At 71.4% G+C, this 16238-nt stretch carries 19 protein-coding genes; 13 read left to right on the forward strand and 6 right to left on the reverse strand.

The genetic code is table 11. The features are described 5' to 3' along the window. Positions 1-50: 50 nt before the first annotated feature. The gene (locus ABD120_RS04325) at positions 51-797 is read right to left on the reverse strand and encodes a GntR family transcriptional regulator (protein WP_343948363.1); all 747 of its coding nucleotides are present in this window, start codon (positions 795-797) and stop codon (positions 51-53) included. Positions 798-909: 112 nt separating this feature from the next. On the opposite strand from ABD120_RS04325, the gene ABD120_RS04330 reads away from it, so the two are divergent. From ABD120_RS04330 to ABD120_RS04350, 5 genes are read left to right on the forward strand one after another with little or no spacing between them, the layout of a single operon-like run. Then, complete coding sequence (locus ABD120_RS04330; RefSeq protein WP_343948364.1) at positions 910-2058, forward strand: ABC transporter substrate-binding protein; 1149 nt, start codon at positions 910-912, stop codon at positions 2056-2058. Further along, positions 2055-2879 (forward strand): ABC transporter permease, encoded by an 825-nt coding sequence (locus tag ABD120_RS04335; RefSeq protein ID WP_343948365.1) that lies wholly within the window; start codon positions 2055-2057, stop codon positions 2877-2879. Before ABD120_RS04330 ends, ABD120_RS04335 begins: the two co-directional genes overlap by 4 nt. After that, the gene (locus tag ABD120_RS04340; protein ID WP_343948366.1) at positions 2867-3673 is read left to right on the forward strand and encodes an ABC transporter permease; all 807 of its coding nucleotides are present in this window, start codon (positions 2867-2869) and stop codon (positions 3671-3673) included. Before ABD120_RS04335 ends, ABD120_RS04340 begins: the two co-directional genes overlap by 13 nt. Further along, a complete protein-coding gene (locus ABD120_RS04345; RefSeq protein ID WP_343948367.1) occupies positions 3670-4719 on the forward strand; it encodes an ABC transporter ATP-binding protein in 1050 nt (349 codons plus the stop codon). Before ABD120_RS04340 ends, ABD120_RS04345 begins: the two co-directional genes overlap by 4 nt. Next, a complete protein-coding gene (locus tag ABD120_RS04350) occupies positions 4709-5359 on the forward strand; it encodes an HAD family hydrolase (RefSeq protein WP_343948368.1) in 651 nt (216 codons plus the stop codon). Before ABD120_RS04345 ends, ABD120_RS04350 begins: the two co-directional genes overlap by 11 nt. Here ABD120_RS04350 and ABD120_RS04355 read toward each other — a convergent pair. Then, on the reverse strand, positions 5340-5936 hold the full coding sequence (locus tag ABD120_RS04355) for a TetR/AcrR family transcriptional regulator (RefSeq protein ID WP_343948369.1): 597 nt from the start codon (positions 5934-5936) through the stop codon (positions 5340-5342). The genes ABD120_RS04350 and ABD120_RS04355 overlap by 20 nt on opposite strands. Positions 5937-6009: 73 nt before the next feature. Between ABD120_RS04355 and ABD120_RS04360 the strand changes: the two genes are divergently transcribed. The 8 genes from ABD120_RS04360 (at position 6010) to ABD120_RS04395 (ending at position 12555) form a co-directional block, all read left to right on the forward strand. Next, on the forward strand, positions 6010-7506 hold the full coding sequence (locus ABD120_RS04360; protein WP_425563925.1) for an ABC-F family ATP-binding cassette domain-containing protein: 1497 nt from the start codon (positions 6010-6012) through the stop codon (positions 7504-7506). A gap of 16 nt (positions 7507-7522) precedes the next feature. Then, positions 7523-8470 (forward strand): quinone oxidoreductase family protein, encoded by a 948-nt coding sequence (locus tag ABD120_RS04365; RefSeq protein ID WP_343948370.1) that lies wholly within the window; start codon positions 7523-7525, stop codon positions 8468-8470. A 242-nt stretch (positions 8471-8712) separates the two neighbouring features. After that, entirely contained in the window at positions 8713-8985 is a 273-nt protein-coding gene (locus ABD120_RS04370; protein WP_343948371.1) for a hypothetical protein, read from the forward strand. After that, entirely contained in the window at positions 8954-9454 is a 501-nt protein-coding gene (locus tag ABD120_RS04375; protein WP_343948372.1) for a DUF6879 family protein, read from the forward strand. The genes ABD120_RS04370 and ABD120_RS04375 overlap by 32 nt, the downstream gene beginning before the upstream one ends. Before the next feature lie 5 nt (positions 9455-9459). Further along, positions 9460-10311, forward strand: coding sequence for a helix-turn-helix domain-containing protein (locus ABD120_RS04380; protein ID WP_343948373.1), 852 nt, complete (start codon positions 9460-9462; stop codon positions 10309-10311). Positions 10312-10536: 225 nt separating this feature from the next. Then, the gene (locus ABD120_RS04385) at positions 10537-10776 is read left to right on the forward strand and encodes a hypothetical protein (RefSeq protein ID WP_343948374.1); all 240 of its coding nucleotides are present in this window, start codon (positions 10537-10539) and stop codon (positions 10774-10776) included. Positions 10777-10939: 163 nt separating this feature from the next. Further along, on the forward strand, positions 10940-11455 hold the full coding sequence (locus ABD120_RS04390; RefSeq protein ID WP_343948375.1) for an RNA polymerase sigma factor: 516 nt from the start codon (positions 10940-10942) through the stop codon (positions 11453-11455). Further along, positions 11452-12555: a CU044_5270 family protein gene (locus tag ABD120_RS04395; RefSeq protein WP_343948376.1), complete on the forward strand. Its 1104-nt coding sequence runs from the start codon at positions 11452-11454 to the stop codon at positions 12553-12555. The genes ABD120_RS04390 and ABD120_RS04395 overlap by 4 nt, the downstream gene beginning before the upstream one ends. Before the next feature lies 1 nt (position 12556). Here the strand turns inward: ABD120_RS04395 and ABD120_RS04400 are convergent, their stop codons facing one another. The 4 genes from ABD120_RS04400 to ABD120_RS04415 form a co-directional block, all read right to left on the reverse strand. Next, positions 12557-13129 (reverse strand): energy-coupling factor transporter transmembrane component T family protein, encoded by a 573-nt coding sequence (locus ABD120_RS04400; protein WP_343948377.1) that lies wholly within the window; start codon positions 13127-13129, stop codon positions 12557-12559. Beyond that, positions 13126-13800, reverse strand: a complete 675-nt coding sequence (locus ABD120_RS04405; RefSeq protein ID WP_343948378.1) for an energy-coupling factor ABC transporter ATP-binding protein — start codon at positions 13798-13800, stop codon at positions 13126-13128. The genes ABD120_RS04400 and ABD120_RS04405 overlap by 4 nt, the downstream gene beginning before the upstream one ends. Beyond that, entirely contained in the window at positions 13801-14910 is a 1110-nt protein-coding gene (locus ABD120_RS04410; protein WP_343948379.1) for a thiolase family protein, read from the reverse strand. A gap of 46 nt (positions 14911-14956) precedes the next feature. Next, positions 14957-16238, reverse strand: a 1282-nt coding sequence (locus tag ABD120_RS04415; RefSeq protein ID WP_343948380.1) for an AMP-binding protein, incomplete at its 5' end; no start/stop codon positions are given.

Genomic DNA, 16238 nt, shown 5'->3' on the forward strand with positions numbered 1-16238 from the left:
GATGAGCCACCCGGGGGAAGACGGGCGTGCTAATAATCGAACATACGTTCTCACACGCCGAAACGCAAGTCGCCCGCCTGCCGGACGAGCGGGTTGGCGCCGATCGAGTTCCTGATACTGAAGGCCACGCTGCCCGCACGGTAACGGTCGTCCGAGCTCTCCACCGGCCGCCCCTCCTGGGTCGTGGTGACGCGGCGCTGGCGCAGGAGCGGGCTGCCGCGCCGTACACCGAGGAGCCTCGCGTCCTGCGAACCGGCGGCGACGGCGTCGATGAGGTGCTCGCCGTAGGCGAAGACCAGCCCGGTGGACTCGTAGAGCGCCTGGGTGACGGAGGCGCAGTCGGCCGGCAGCCCCTCGACGGCGGGCGCGATCCACGCGGCGTACACGGTGCGTTCGAGCATCACCGGCTCGCCTTCGAGGGTGCGCAGCCTGAGCACCTCCAGCACCTCGCCGGTGGTGAGGCGCTCGGCCTCCGCCGGCGACGGCGGCCTGCGGCGCTGCCGGACCACCTCGCCGCCGAAGCGGTAGCCGTTGACCCCCGCCCACTGCGCGAAGCTGTGCAGTTCGGCGAAGCTCTGACTGCGGGAGGTGCCCAGCACGATCCGCCGCGCCCCCTGCCTGGAGCCGACCAGTCCCTCCGCGACGAGCACGGACAGCGCCTGCCGTACGGTCCCCCGCGCCGCCGAGTAGCGCGCAGCCAGTTCGGCGTCCGTGGGCAGCGTCGATCCGACCGGGTGGATGCCGCGCAGGATGTCGTCGCGCAGCTCAGCGGCTATTCGTTCATAGCGCGCGACCATCTTCGTCCTTCTCTGTTCACGGACCGGCAATCTTCGTCGTACTTACTTGGGCCTGGTCTTGTCTGAACAAGTTCACCTAGGTTCGTTCTACACCCCCGAGAGTGGAGGCGATGTGTTCACCCCTCGCGCCCGTTTGGCCGGCGTCGTTGCAGCCCTTACCGTAGCCACCGCCGCCTGCGGCGCGGCTCCCGCCACCCAGGCCGAACAGGAGGGCGGCGGGGTGGACGCCAGGACGGCCACCTCCGCCGCCGACTTCGGCGGCTTCGACAAGCTGGTCGAGGCGGCCAAGAAGGAGGGCGATCTCCACGTGATCGCGCTGCCTCCCGACTGGGCCAACTACGGCGAGATCATCAAGACGTTCGAGGCGAAGTACGGCATCAAGATCGAGAGTGAGGACCCGGACGCGGCCAGCGCCGACGAGATCACCGCGGTCAAGACCCGCAAGGGCCAGGACCGGGCGCCGGACGTCCTCGACCTCGGCCAGTCGTTCGCGATCAGCGGGGCCAAGGAGGGGCTGTTCGCGCCGTACAAGGTGCGCTCGTTCGACAGCATCCCCGAGGGCCAGAAGGAGCCGACGGGCCTGTGGACCAACGACTACGGCGGCTACATCTCGATCGGCTGCGACGCCAAGAAGGTCGCCACCTGCCCCACGAGCTTCGCCGACCTGCTCAAGCCCGAGTACAAGGGCAAGGTCGCGCTGAACGGCAACCCGACCAAGTCGGGCTCGGCCTTCGCGGGCGTGTACGCGGCCGCCATCGCCAGCGGCGGCTCCTTCGACGACATCCAGCCGGGCATCGAGTTCTTCAAGAGGCTCAAGGCGGCGGGCAACTACAACCCGGTCGAGACCACCCCGGCGACCATCGAGAAGGGCGAGACCCAGATCAGCGTCGACTGGGACTACAACAACGCCGCCTACGCGCCGCAGATGGCCGCGAAGGGCCTCGACTGGAAGGTGAACGTGCCCTCCGACGGCAAGTACTTCCAGATGTATGCCCAAGCCGTCAACAAGGACGCGCCGCATCCGGCCGCCGCCCGCCTGTGGCAGGAGTTCCTGTACAGCCCCGAGGGCCAGAACCTCTACCTGAAGGGGTTCGCCCGCCCGGTGCTGATGCCCGCGATGACCGGGGACGGCAGCATCGACAAGGCCGCGGCCGCCGCGCTGCCCGCCGTCGAAGGGACGCCGACGTTCCCCACGCCTGAGCAGGTGGACGCGGCCAAGGCGAAGCTCGCCTCCGGCTGGGACGCCGCGATCTCCGGATGAGGCGCGCCTCCACCGGCTGGCTGGGCGCGCTGCCGCTGCTCGCCGTCTACGCCTTCGTCTTCGGCGTACCCGCGCTCGCCCTGCTGGCGGGGGCGTTCACCGCGCAGGGCGAGCCGACGCTCGCGAACTTCCGGCACAGCCTCCAGGGCGGCAACCTGGGCGCGCTCGCCGGCAGCGTCAAGCTGTCGGCGGTCGTGGCCGGGCTCGGCGCGGTGCTCGGCACGGTCCTCGCGTACGCGGTGGTGACGTCGCGGGCGGCGGGGCTGCGCGCGGCCGTGCTGACCGCCTCCGGGGTGCTCGCCAACTTCGGCGGGGTGCCGCTGGCGTTCTTCTGGGTGGCCACGCTCGGCAACTCGGGCATCGTCAGCGGCCTGCTCGGGCTGCCGTCCGGGTCGCTGTTCACGTTCTGGGGGCTGGTGACCGTCTACCTGTACTTCTCCGTGCCGATGATGGTCCTGGTGATGGCGCCCGCGTTCGACGGACTGCGCCCGCAGTGGCGTGAGGCGGCGGCGAGCGGCGGCGCCACCGCGTGGCAGTACTGGCGGCTGGTGGGGCTGCCGGTGCTCACTCCCGCGCTGCTCGGCGGCGTGGTGCTGCTGTTCGGCATGGCCTTCTCCGCGTACGCCACGGCGGCGGCCATGGGCGCGGGCACGGTCGTGCCGCTGGTCACGCTGAAGATCGCGAACATGCTCACCGGCGACGTGCTGATCGGCCAGGAGAACGTGGCGCTCGCACTGAGCCTCGACATGATCGTGGTGGCCGGGCTGGTCATGGCGGTCTACCTGCCGCTGCAGAGAAGGAGCACCCGATGGCTGCGGTGACCCGTCTGCGGCGCTCAGCCGTCTTCCTGCTCGCCGCCCTGTACTTCCTGGTCCCCCTCGGCGCCTCGCTCTGGTACACGGTCTACGACGAGTCCACCGGCTTCTCCCTGGCCCCCTACGGCGAACTGCTGAGCGCCGACGGCTTCGCGACCTCGCTGCTGCTGTCGCTCGGGCTGGCGCTGGCGACGATCGTGCTGGTCCTGCTGCTGACGCTGCCCGCGATGCTGGCCGTACGGCTCGCGGCGCCCCGGCTGCGCCCGGTGCTGGAGGTGCTGTGCACGCTGCCCCTGGTGGTGCCGCCGATCACGTTCGTGGTCGGCATCGGCCGGGCGCTGTCGGTCGGCGGCGAGGTGCTCGCGCCGACCCCGTTCTGGGCCACGCTGGTCGCGATCCAGGATCCCGGCTTCCCCGTCGTGCTCGTGCTGGCCTACGTGGTGCTGGTGCTGCCGTTCGTGTACCGCTCGCTGGATGCGGGGCTGCGCACGCTGGACGTGCGCACGCTGGTCGAGGCGGCCCGCAGTCTCGGCGCCTCGTGGACGTACGTGCTGGTGCGGGTGGTGGTGCCCAACCTGCGCTCGGCCATCGCCAGCGCCTCCTTCCTCACCCTGGCCCTGGTGCTCGGCGAGTTCACCGTGGCCAGGTTGCTCGGCTTCCAGCCGTTCGCGGTCTGGATCGTGACCGTCTCGGGGTCGCGGGGGCAGATGTCGGTCGCGGTGTCGATCCTCAGTCTCGTGCTCATCTGGCTGCTGCTGCTCGCGGTCTCCAGCGTCTTCGGCAAGGAGAGGAAACAATGACGGCCCAGGTGGAGTTCCGCGGCCTGCGGCGGGTCTTCGGCAGGACGGTCGCGCTCGACGGGCTGGACCTGACCGTCGAGCCGGGCGAACTGGTCGCGCTGCTCGGCCCGTCCGGCTGCGGCAAGACGACCGCGCTGCGCTGCGTGGCGGGGTTCGAGCGTCCGGACTCGGGGGCGGTGCTGGTCGACGGCAGGGACATCACGGGCGTCCCGGCCAACAAGCGGGACGCGGGCATGGTGTTCCAGTCGTACTCGCTGTTCCCGAACCTCGACGCCGCCGGCAACGTCGCCTTCGGCCTGCGGGTGCGCAAGGTGCCCGCCGCGACGCGGCGGACACGGGCGCTCGAACTGCTGGAGCTGGTCGGCCTGCCCGCGCACGCGGGCCGCTACCCGCACGAGTTGTCCGGCGGCCAGCAGCAGCGGGTCGCGCTGGCCCGCGCGCTCGCGCTGGAGCCCCGGGTGCTGCTGCTGGACGAGCCATTGTCCGCCCTGGACGCCAAGGTACGGGTGAGCCTGCGCGAGGAGATCCGCCGGCTGCAGCTCGACCTCGGCATCACCACCGTCTTCGTCACCCACGACCAGGAGGAGGCGCTGTCGGTCGCCGACCGCGTCGCGGTGCTGCGCGACGGCAGGCTGGAGCAGGTCGGGCCGCCCGCCGAGGTCTACGACCGGCCGGCCACGCCGTTCGTGGCGGAGTTCGTCGGCACCATGAACCACCTGGCCGGGCGGGTGTCCGGCGATCGGGTGACCGTACTCGGGCAGTCGCTGCCGATCGACGGGCCCGCGCCCGCCGAGCGGTCCGTCGAGGTGCTGGTACGTCCCGAGGCCGTGCGGGTCTCCCCGTCGGAGGAGGGGTCCGCCGAGGTGCTCGCCGCCTCCTTCCGCGGCGCCTCGGTGCGGCTGCGGCTGCGGCTGAAGGAGGGCGAGGTGCTCGCCGACGTGCCCGGTCACGAGGCGGTACGCCTCGGGCCAGGAACGCGGGTGCGCGTCGAACTGGTCGAGCGCCCGGTCCTCGTCTCCGTCCGGGAACCCATCGATGCCCGATAAACCGGACATCGCCCTGCCTGACGCCGTGCTGTTCGATATGGACGGGACGCTGGTGGACACCGAGGGGCTGTGGTGGGAGGCCGTGGCCGGTGTCGCCGCATCGCTCGGGCGCACGCTGACGCCCGGCGACGAGCCCCACGTGCTCGGGCGGACGGTCGAGGACACCGCCGCCCACCTCGCGCCCGGACAGGTCGCGGGGGTGGCGGCGCGGCTCACCGGTGCCTTCGCCGAGTTGATCGAGGGAGGTGTCGCGATCGTCCCCGGCGCGCTCGAACTGCTCGGCGAACTCAGCGCCCGGGGTGTGCCGACCGCGCTGGTGAGCGCCTCGCCGCGCGGGATCGTCGAGCGGGTGCTGCCGAGGCTGGGCGGGCACCGGTTCGACCTGGTGGTCGCGGCGGAGGACACCGAGCGGGGGAAACCGTACCCCGACCCCTATCTTGAGGCCGCGCAGCGGCTCGGGGTGCGGCCGGAGCGGTGCGTCGCGATCGAGGACAGCCCGACGGGCGTCGCGTCGGCGACGGCGGCGGGCTGCCGGGTGCTGGTGGTCGACCCGGTCGCGGGGCTGACCGGGGTCAGGCGGTCGCTCGCGAGCCGCACTGGCCTCACTGGCCTCACGGGCCTCACGGGCCTCGCGGGCTGAGTACGCCCGCCTTGGCGGCGGCGAGAGCGGCGTCGGCGGCGCGGTCGGCGTCGGCCTCGGTGACCGGCTCGCCGCTGACGAACAGCCGGTAGTAGATCGGGGCGACGGCGATCCTGATCACCTCCTCCGCGTCGACGTCGGCCGGGAGTTCGCCGCGTTGGACGGCACGCCGTACGACGTGGGCGGCCTGTTCGTGCCTGCTGAGGAAGAAGGCGTGCAGGGGGCGCGCGGCCTGCGGCTCCTGTACGGCGGCCGCCACGAACGCCGAGGCCACCGGCCCGTGCTCGGGGTCGGCGAACCCGCCTTGGACGAGCCGGTTGATGCCGCGCAGGTCACCTTCGACGGCGCCGGTGTCGGGGATCGGCCAGGGCTCCTCGCGGGCCTGCTCCAGCGCGTCCTCGACGAGTCCTTCGACGCTGCCCCACCGCCGGTACACGGTGGTCTTGTGCACGCCGGACCGTTCGGCGACGGCTTCGACGGTGAGCCCCTTGTAGCCGTGTTCGGCCAGTTCGGCCAGCGTGGCGGCGCGGACGGCGGCGCGCACCCGGGCGCTCCGCCCGCCTGGTCGCTTCTCCAAAATCTACTCCAGTTGCATTAGTGGCTTTCTTTGTGCACACTAAAGCTACAACGGTTGCGATTGGAGTCTCACCCTGACCACTCAGCTCTCCCTCCACGGAATCACCAAGAACTACGGCGAGCGCGCGGTCCTCGACGGCATCTCGCTGTCGATCAGACCGGGCGAGCGGGCCGGGATCGTCGGCGAGAACGGCTCGGGCAAGTCCACGCTGCTCGGCGTCCTCGCCGGCACCGTACGGCCCGACGAGGGCGAGGTCGTCGTCACCGGCAGCCTCGGCCATCTCGGCCAGACGCTCGGCCTGCCCGCCGACCACACGGTCGCGCAGGCGATCGACCACGCCCTCGCCGACCTGCGGACGATGGAACGCGGCATGCTCGAAGCCGCCGAGACGGGAGACATGACCGCCTATGGAGAACTGCTGACGGCCTTCGAGGCCAGGGGCGGCTACGAGGCCGACGCCCGCGTCGAGAAGGCGCTGCACGGCCTCGGCCTGGCCCACCTCGGCCACGACCGGGTGCTCGCCGGCCTGTCCGGCGGCGAGCAGGCCCGGCTCGGCCTGGCCTGCCTGCTGGCCGCCTCCCCCGAGATCCTGCTGCTCGACGAGCCCACCAACCACCTCGACGAGGCCGCCATGGCCTGGCTGGAAGACCGGCTGCGCGAGCACCGGGGCACCGTCGTCGTGGTCTCCCACGACCGCGTCTTCCTCGACCGCGTCGCCACCTCGATCATCGAGGTCGAGTACGGCGGCGCGACCAGGTACGGCGGCGGCTACGGCGGTTTCCTCGCCGAGCAGGCCGCCGCCAGGCAGCGCTGGGAGCAGTCCTACGCCGACTGGCAGGAGGAGATCAAGCAGGTCAGGATCCATGCCGCCACCACCGCCCGCCGCGTGGCCGTCGGGCGGGTCATGAAGGACAACAACAAGGTCGCCTACGACCGCGACGCCGGTCGCGTGCAGAGTTCGGTCGCCAGCAGGGTCCGCAACGCACAGGAGCGGCTGCGGCGGCTGGAGGAGGACCCCGTCCCCCGCCCGCCCAAGGAGATGAGCTTCACCGGGGCCTTCACCGGCCGCGCGACCGGCACCCTGGCCGCGCTGCCCGCCCTCAGCGTCGAGGCGGGCGACCGGCTGCTGATCCACGGGCCCAACGGCTCGGGCAAGTCCACGCTGCTGCGCGAGATCGCCGCCGCCGCCAGGGGCCGGGTCGGCTTCCTGGCCCAGGAGAGCACCTTCGACCCCGGCCGGAGCCTGCTGTCCACCTACGCCGAAGGCGTGCCCGGCTACCCGGAGGAGCACCGGAGCGCGCTCATGGCCACCGGCCTGTTCCGCGCCGACGCGCTCGACACCAGGGTCGGCGAGTTGTCCGTCGGCCAGCGGCGGCGGCTCGACCTGGCCAGACTGCTGTCGCGCGAGCACGACCTGCTGCTGCTGGACGAGCCCACCAACCACCTGTCGCTGCGGCTCGTGGAGGAACTGGAGCGGGCGCTCGCGGCGTACGAGGGGGCGCTCGTGGTCGTCACCCACGACCGGGCGATGCGGCGCCGCCTGCTGGGATGGAAGCAATACGCCTGCTGAGAGGTTGACCACGACCATGCGCGCAGTCGTGATCACCGCTCCGGGCGGTCCAGAGATCCTCGAACTCACCGAGCGGCCCGAACCCGTCCCCGGACCGGGGGAAGCCGTCGTCGACGTCGCCGCCAGCGGCGTCAACTTCATCGACATCTATCAGCGCTCCGGCGCCTACCCGCTCCCGCTGCCCAGTCCGCTGGGCGTCGAGGGGGCGGGCACGGTCGCAGCCGTCGGCCCCGGCGTCACCGGCCTCGCCACCGGTGACCGGGTCGGGTGGGTCGACGTCCCCGGCAGCTACGCCGAACTGGCGCTGCTGCCGGCCGACCGTCTGGTGCCCGTCCCCGACGGCATCGGCCTCGACCAGGCCGCCGCGGCCCTCCTTCAGGGCATGACCGCCCACTACCTCACCCGCAGCACGTACGAGGTGAAACCCGGCGACAAGGTACTCGTCCACGCCGCCGCCGGCGGCATGGGACTGCTGCTCACCCAACTCGCCAAGCACCTCGGCGCCACCGTGTACGCCACCGCCTCCACCTCCGCCAAGGCCGACCTCGCACGAGCGGCCGGGGCCGCCGAGGTGTTCGGCTACGACGACTTCGCCGACGCGCTGCGCGGGCGGATCGACGTGGTCTACGACGGGGTCGGCGCCACCACGTTCGACGGCGGGCTCACCGTGCTGCGTCCGCGCGGACTCATGGCCCTGTACGGCGCGGCCAGCGGGGCGGTGCCGCCGCTCGACCCGCAGGTGCTCAACCGGTCGGGGTCGTTGTTCCTGACCCGGCCGTCGCTGGGCCACCACGTGGCCGACCGCGACGAGATGCTGTGGCGGGCACGGGAGGTGTTCGACTGGATCATGGACGGGACACTGGACATCACCGTCTCGCACCGGTATCCGCTCGCACAGGCACGGCGGGCACACGAGGATCTGGCAGCCCGCCGCACAACCGGAAAACTCCTGCTGATCCCCTGACGGCCACTTCGACACCAGTTCCCGGCACGACGGATACGACCAGGTCAAACACGCGAGAGCCCCAACTCACGGCCCATACCGAGAGTCTGGGGCTCCTCGCTGCCCGCCGTTGCTCGCGGCCGCCGTCCGCATGCGCGCCGACGTGGTGCCCAGCTGAAGGAAGATGCCGATCGTCCTGAGTCTTGACTGCCGTGGTTGTACTGAGTTCGGATGGTGACCAGCCAACGGCAGGAGCGAGCAACATGGAGAAACCACCCAGCAAAGACCTGATCGTAACGTTCTACTGCAAAGACCCCCACTCGCAAGGGGCTGTCGAGTGCGAGAGCTTCTACCGAACGGACCGGGGTTCTTGGATCGTGCAGGCCAAGAAGCGCGGCCCCGGGGTAGGGGCGCAACTCATCGGACTCGCGGAAGACGAGACGTTCGGAGAGCTCTCCGAACGCACCGTCAACGCGTTCGTCCAGAAGTACGTGAGGGAGCACTATGGAATTGATCTCGGCGACGCGCCGAACTGAACTGTTGTTCGGCAACCCGGCCCAGGAGGTCCGCAAGCTGGAGCTTCGGGACCACTACGACGTCGATCGAGCTTTGTTGGATGCCTGGCGCTCAGGCATGCACAAGGATATCGAGGAGGCAATGAGCAGCCACCGAGAATTCCTTGCCGAGAAAGAAGCCCTCGGCTTCCCCTACCGGCGAGTGAGAATCATCTCCGAACCGCTTTCAGAATATCAGCGCATGGCTATCGAGATCGCCTCGCCCGAGGAGCGACTACGATGGCTTCCACGGTCTAGAGTGTCAGCCGAGCCACTACCGGGAAACGACTGCCTCATCCGCGATGACTTGGTCATTTTCAACCTCATCGGCGGCGATAATCAGTCCGGAGCGATTCAGCTCACCACCGACCCCGAAGCCGTGAGGTTCTGCGTCGACGCCTTCGAGCGGGCATGGTCGCTGGGAATCCCCAACGGGCGATACAAGCCGTAGGCAACGTGTCCGATCAGCAACCATCCGAATCCGCCAAGCGGGCATTCGGAACTCAACTCAAGGAGCTTCGTCTTGACTCGAACCTCACTGGGGTCGAGTTCGCCCGCCTGTGCGGGTGGCACAAGACCAAGGTCTCGAAGATCGAGCACGGCACTCAACGTCCTACAGAAAGCGACATACGCCTATGGGCAACGACCTGCAATGCCGAGGGGCTGATCTCTGAACTCATCGCAGCCAACCGCGAGATCGAGCAGATGTGGACAGATTACAAGCGGCTACATCGATCGGGGATGAAGAAGCTTCAGTTTCAGGCCATGGAACTGTACGCCCAGTCCAAGATCATCCGCGTGTATGAATCCCTGTTCGTCCCCGGCTTCCTGCAGACCATGGAGTATGCCGAAGCACAGTTCTCCATCCACGCGAAACTTCACGGCCTGCCGCTCGCTGACATCGAAGATGCGGCCCGCAACCGGATGGCGCGCAAGAGATTTCTGGGAACCGGAGCACCGATCTTCGCATTCCTGCTGGAGGCTTCCGCGCTATCCAATAATACTGGCGGACCCAGGGTCATGAACGGCCAGCTCACCTACCTCGAAGAAATAATGTCACTTCCCTACGTGTCAATCGGAATCATCCCTCAAGGGCGAACCAGGTCCCTATACCCCGGCGAAGGGTTCTACCTGTTCGACGAAAAGCTGCTCAAGCAAGAGTTCTGGTCCGGGGCATTCCAGACTGCCCGACCCGACAACATCGCATACTTCATGAGAGTGTTCACCGCCCTTCGGGAACAGGCCGTGTTCGGCTCTGCCGCTCGGGAGGAGATCGAGGCGGCCCGAGGCCGACTTCAAGGAACTTGAAGCAACTTCATGGTTCCTGTCCGGCCTCCCTCCTACCGTCGCAGACATGACGGGCACGCGCACCACACCGACCACCGACCGGATGCCGGAGACAGAACGGCTTCACCAGCACCTGGCCGCCGAAGGCCGTCCACCGAGCGGATGCCGCCGCATCGGGGGCGGCGGCATGACGTACCGGCGATTCGGCAGGGCTCACGCTGCGTGCGGACAGGTGGTGATGCGGCGATGCGGTGGGACAGTCCTCAGCCGTTCCTGATCAAGGGCTGGATCGTGATGGACGGGGCCGGTGGGGGCTTCATCGCGCTACGGGTCGCCACCCAGGCCGACACGGCCAACGTGGTGTGCGCTGCGGACGCGGACGCGTTGCGGCGGGGAGTCGCCCGCGTCAACGGGATCACCACGCTCCGGCCGGTCACCTGCCGACTGTCCAGGCTCGAACCCGCCGCACCGGCCAAGCTGGGGTAAGCGGCCGTGGCAGCATACGGGGTGGCTCCCAGGCAGTGTCCGGGGCCGCGAAGCCGGGTCGGCCTGGCGTCCACAGAGAATTCGCGAACCGCTGTAACCATCGTCTGCCCTGGAGCACTTCCCCATGACAGGTGATACCCGGGCATGAGGGAGTTGGGGTGGTATGGGGGATCGCGAACGGTTCACCAGCATGTACGACCAATGTCGCCAACGCGTGTGGGCCTACGTGGTCAGTCGTGCGGGGCGGCAGGTGGCCGACGAAGTGGTGAGCGAGACGTTCGCCATCGCCTGGCGCAAGTTCGACCAGGTACCCGGCAACGCGTTGCCGTACCTGCTGGGCATCGCCAGGAACGTCCTGCGGACCACCGTCCGTGAGGAGGCCCGCCGTGAAGGGCTGGCCCAAGAGCTCGGCTCCTGGGTCGAGGGCGATGTGGCCGAGCAGGTGAGCGAGCGGCTGGGCGCCCTGCGCGCGCTGGCCCGGCTCACGCAGGACGACAGGGAACTGCTGATCCTGGTGGCCTGGCAGGGGCTGTCCTCGCGGGAGGCGGCCAGGGTGGTCGGGTGTTCGGTACCGGCCTTCAAGGTACGGCTGCACCGCGCCCGCAAGCGTTTCCAGCGGGAGCTCGATCCCGCCTCGCCCGCCATGACCCGGCTCGACCTCAAGGAGGAAGCATCGTGAATCCCCTCGACGAGCTGCGCGCGGCCCGGCCCGCGCATCTGGGAGAGACGGCGCCGGCGGACGCGCGTACGCGCACCGACGAGTTGGCCTACGCCATGGCGCAGGAGCGGGAGGGCAGGTCGCGCCCGAAGACGCGGGTGTGGGGGCTGAGCCTGCTGGGCGCGGCCGCAGCCGCGACGGCGATCACGCTGGTGGGCACGGATCTGGTCGGCGGTACGGCACCGCGCGCCCCGACCCCGCCGGTGGCCTCGGCGGAGAAGACACCCGGCGGGACGGCGGTGACGACGCTGTCGGCGCAGCAGGTGCTGCTGGCGGCGGCGGAGAAGGCCGAGAAGGAGCCGGAGACGTCGGGAAAGTACTGGCACGTCAGAACCGAGCAGCGGAACCTGGTGGTGACGGACGGCGGCTACGTGATGGAGCACCGCTCGTTCGGCGAGCAGTGGACCACGGAGAACGGTGTGTGGGGCCACATGCAGAGCCTCGGCACGCGGCCCGTCTCCGACGAGGACCAGCGGGCGTGGGAGGCGGCGGGCTCGCCGAAGATGGTGCGGATCCCCATACCCGGCCGCCCGGGAGATGCCAAGCTGCTCGACGTCCCGCCGGGTAAGCCGCTCACCGGACATGAGAAGGGCAAGGAGATCTTCTGGCTGGGCCGCAACGTCACCATGGCCGACCTGCGTAAGCTGCCGGAGGACGCCGACAAGCTGCGGGCGTGGCTGCTGCCCTACTTCGACTCGCCCCAGAACGACGTGCCGGGAAACAAGGACGAGTGGCTGTTCGAGGTGACGTCCGGGCTGATCACCGCGATGCCGGTCAGTCCCGAGGTGCGCGGCGCGGCCTTCCGCATGCTGGCCGACCTGCCGTCGGTGGACACCGTCGGCGAGGTCACCGACGCGGCGGGGCGCACGGGCTCGGCCGTGGCGATGCGGGTGCGTACGGCCGACGGTGAGTTCCAGCAGCGTCTGTTGATCGACACCGACACCGGGCGGGCGCTCGCGAGGGAGAGCGTGGTGATCGACAGGAAGGGGCTGGAGCCGGGCACGGTGTCGAGCTCCGAGACCGTGACCGAGGCGGGCTGGACCGACTCCCGGAAGGGCTGAGTCAGTCGTCGATCCCTCTGGCGGTGAGCGCCTCGCCGAGTGCGTCCGCGTACCTGAGTGCGCTCACCACCAGCGGGACGGCGAAGGCCCGCACGCTGCGCTCGACCCCCCTGGCCCGCTGCGCCTCGCGCACGCGGGTGGCGAGTTCGCTGATGACGGGCACGCTGCGCAGGGTGAGCGACAGCAGCAGCGACACCCGGAACGGGTCGATTCCGGCGAACCGCAGCGGCGACAGCAGCCGTTCGAGGCAGGCGATCAGGTCGGCGGTTCGGGTCGTGAGGGTGAGCAGCCCGGCGAGGGCGACCGCCAGCACGACCCGTCCGGTCGAGACGAGCGCCGGGTCGAGCCCCGAGGTGAGGAACTGGAGGGTGAACAGGGCGGCGGCGAACCAGCGGATCGGCCGCACCTGCGACCAGGCCGCCGAGGGGCCGATCCGGGCCAGGGCGTACCCGAGGAGTACGGCGGCGGCCGCGCCGGCCAGCGCGAGCGGGGTGCCCAGCAGGAACAGCGCCGTGCACGACAGGGCGAGCACCGCCAGCTTGACCCCGGCGGGCAGCCGGTGCACGACGCTCACGCCATGAGCTTGCGGTAGTGGGCGAGCGCGGGGGCGGGCGTGTCGTCGGCGACGACGCGCCCTTCGTCGAGCACCAGGATCCGGTCGAAGTCGGCGAGCAGATCGAGGTCGTGACTGACGACGACGGCCTGCTGGGGCAGGCCGCGCAGCACCTCGGCGACGTGGCGGGAGTTGCGCAGGTCGAGCAGGGTGGTGGGCTCGTCCATGACGAGGATCTCCGGCTGGAGCACCAGGATCGAGCAGAGGGCCAGGAGCTGTTTCTGGCCGCCGGACAGCTGGTGGGCGGGGTGGTCGGCGTGGCCGGCCAGGCCGTACGCGGACAGGATGTCCTTGACCCGCCGTTCGGTCTCGGCGCGCGGCAGCTTGCCGCGCCGCAGGGAGAAGGCCACGTCCTCGGCGACGGTCGGCATGACGATCTGCGCGTCCGGGTCGGTGAACAGGAAACCGACCGCCCGCCTGACCTGGGCTCCGGCGCGGCGCGTGTCGTGGCCGAGCACGCGGATGGCGCCGGACGTGGGCAGGACCAGGCCGTTGAGCAGGCGGGCGAGCGTGCTCTTGCCCGAGCCGTTGGCGCCGACGACGCCGATCCGCCGTTCGGCGAGGGTGAGCGTGACGTCCTTCAGGACCTCGCGCTCCCCCAGCCGGACGCCGACGTCGGCCAATTCGATCACTCAGACCACCTCGAACAGGGCGGCGACCCCCATGCCGCCGCCGACGGCCGCCCCCGCGAGCCCCAGCGTGCCACGCGGGGCGCCCGAACGGACCAGGCCGGTGAACAACCGGGTGACGACCACGGCGCCGCTGGCCCCCCACGGGTGACCGAGGGCGAGCGAGCCGCCGCCCGGGCAGATCCGGTCGCCGTCGGCGCCGAGCGCGTCGAGGCCGAGCCCGCCGGTGACGGCGAGCACCTGGGCGGCGAACGCCTCGACCAGCTCGATCACCGCCACGTCGCCGAGACTCGCCCCGGTACGGCGCAGCACCCGTTCGATCGCGGGCACCGGCCCCCAGCCGGGCAGTTCGGGATCGCAGCCGACGACGGCACCCGCGACCAGCCGCAACCCGGGCGGCCCGCCGCGCGACGCGGCGGGGAGGATCGCCACGACGGCGGCGCCGTCGCTGACCGGCGAGGAGAGGCCCGCCGTGATGGTGCCGCCGGGCACGAAGGCGGCGGGCAGCCGGGCCAGTGTCCCGGCCCGCAGCGGCCGGGGCCGCTGGTCGGCGGCGCGGCCGGCGACTGGCACGATCTCGGCGGTGAAGTCGGCGGCCAATGCCCTGGCGTGGCTGCGCCGGGCGTAGGCGTCCTGGTGCTCGCGGCCGATCGCGTACTTGACCGCCAGCGCCTCGGCGGCCGGGCCCATGTCGGGGTCTGGGTGCCCGCGCGGGGTGAAGGGCGCCCGGCCGTACGGCTCGGCCGCCCCCCGGTGGGTGCGCAGCGGCGCGGTGGATGCGCTCTCCACGCCTCCGGCGAGCACCAGCCCGTCCTGGACGCCGCGGGCGCCGAGCAGGACGGCGGCCAGCCCGCTGCCGCACTGCCGGTCGACGGTGGCGCCGGGCACCTCGGTGCCGAGCCCGGCGGCGAGCGCGGACACCCTGGCCACGTTGCCGCCGGGGCCCATGCAGTTGCCGAGCAGCACGTCCTCGACGGGCAGGCCGAGCCCGGCGCAGTCGGCCGCGACCGCCGCGAGAACGGGGGCGGCGAGGTCCTCGCAGGTGAGGCCCTTGAAGGCGTGCCCGGCGGTCCCGATGGGGGTACGGCGGGCGGCGACGACCACCGCGCTCATACGAGTCTCCTCAGGCCGGGCACGCCGGAGGCGACGACGACCGCGCTCATGCGAGCCTTCTCAGGCCGGGCACGCTGGAGGCGACGGCGGCGCGGGCGGGTTTGCCCGACGGGGTGCGCGGCAGGCTCGCGACCGCGTACCAGCGGCGGGGCCGCTGGGCGGGGTCGAGTCCGCCTCTGGCGACCGCCTCCAGTTCGGCGCGGGTGACCTCGCCTTCGACGACGGCGGTGACGACGGAGCCGAGGAAGGGGTGCGGGGTGCCGACGACGACCACGTCGCCCACGCCGGGGACGGTCTTGAGCACGTCTTCGACGTCCTCGGGCACGACGGTGGCGCCGCCGGTCTGTATCGCCCCGTCGCCCCGGCCGCGTACCCGCAGCACCCCGCCCGGCTCGTACGGCTCGGCCAGGTCGCCCACGCTCGCGAACCCGTCGGCGTCGGCGCGCAGCGGGCCGTCGGCGCCGCCGAGGTAGCCGTGCGCGATCCACGGCGAGCGGGCCCAGATCTCGCCGTCCCTGACCTGGATCTCGACGCCGGGGAAGGCGCGCAGGCCGGTGCCGTCGGCGTCGGCTGCGACGAAGGACAGTTCGGTGGCGCCGTAGTAGGACACGACCCGGATCCCCTCGGCGGCGGCCCGCGCGCGCAGCGCCAGGTTGAGCGCGGCGCCGCCGACCACGGCGGTCCTCAGCGCCGACGCGGTGTCGAGCAGGTCGAGCAGGTCGGCCAGCCGGTGCGGCACCAGGTGGACGACGCTCGCGTGCCGCAGCAGGTCGGGCGCCCACCGGCCGGGCACGAGCACCGTCGCCCCGGCGGCCAGGGCGTGGACGGCGGCGAAGCCGTACAGGGAGGAGACCAGGGGGCCGGGCACCAGGACCACGTCGGCGGCGCCGATGCCGGTGAGGGCGTCCACGTGGGGGAAGGAGTCCGTCCACGACGCGCGGGTACGGACCACCGCGCGCGGCCGTCCGGTGCTGCCGGAGCTGAAGCAGGCCCAGGCGAGGTCGTCCGGCGCGGAGCGGGCGGCGGGCGGCGGCTCATTCACCCAGGCTGTGGGCAGCGGTTCGGCCAGCCAGGACGCGGCCGGTACCGTGCCGAGCACCAGCCGCCGTCGCGCCGGGTCCCAGCCGGGGTCGCAGAGCAGCGGCGTCGCTCCGGCGAGGTCGGCGGCGAGCGCGGCCACGAGCACCTCGACCGGGTCGGCCAGGCCGATCGCGACGGTGTCGCCGCCCGACAGGCGGCCCGACAGGTGGCGGGCGCCGTCGGCCGCCTGACCGCCCACCTGCTGCGGGCCGCCCCCGGCCTGCGCGTGCTCGCCACCAGCCAGGAAC

It is taken from the genome of Nonomuraea longicatena (genome assembly GCF_039525605.1).
Lineage (GTDB): Bacteria > Actinomycetota > Actinomycetes > Streptosporangiales > Streptosporangiaceae > Nonomuraea > Nonomuraea longicatena.

Coding starts and splice junctions, on each gene's coding strand:
- ABD120_RS04325 (WP_343948363.1), bottom strand. CDS start 797: ATGGTCGCGCGCTATGAACGAATAGCCGCTGAGCTGCGCGACGACATC.
- ABD120_RS04335 (WP_343948365.1), top strand. CDS start 2,055: ATGAGGCGCGCCTCCACCGGCTGGCTGGGCGCGCTGCCGCTGCTCGCC.
- ABD120_RS04340 (WP_343948366.1), top strand. CDS start 2,867: ATGGCTGCGGTGACCCGTCTGCGGCGCTCAGCCGTCTTCCTGCTCGCC.
- ABD120_RS04345 (WP_343948367.1), top strand. CDS start 3,670: ATGACGGCCCAGGTGGAGTTCCGCGGCCTGCGGCGGGTCTTCGGCAGG.
- ABD120_RS04350 (WP_343948368.1), top strand. CDS start 4,709: ATGCCCGATAAACCGGACATCGCCCTGCCTGACGCCGTGCTGTTCGAT.
- ABD120_RS04365 (WP_343948370.1), top strand. CDS start 7,523: ATGCGCGCAGTCGTGATCACCGCTCCGGGCGGTCCAGAGATCCTCGAA.
- ABD120_RS04370 (WP_343948371.1), top strand. CDS start 8,713: ATGGAGAAACCACCCAGCAAAGACCTGATCGTAACGTTCTACTGCAAA.
- ABD120_RS04375 (WP_343948372.1), top strand. CDS start 8,954: ATGGAATTGATCTCGGCGACGCGCCGAACTGAACTGTTGTTCGGCAAC.
- ABD120_RS04385 (WP_343948374.1), top strand. CDS start 10,537: ATGCGGTGGGACAGTCCTCAGCCGTTCCTGATCAAGGGCTGGATCGTG.
- ABD120_RS04390 (WP_343948375.1), top strand. CDS start 10,940: ATGGGGGATCGCGAACGGTTCACCAGCATGTACGACCAATGTCGCCAA.
- ABD120_RS04410 (WP_343948379.1), bottom strand. CDS start 14,910: ATGAGCGCGGTGGTCGTCGCCGCCCGCCGTACCCCCATCGGGACCGCC.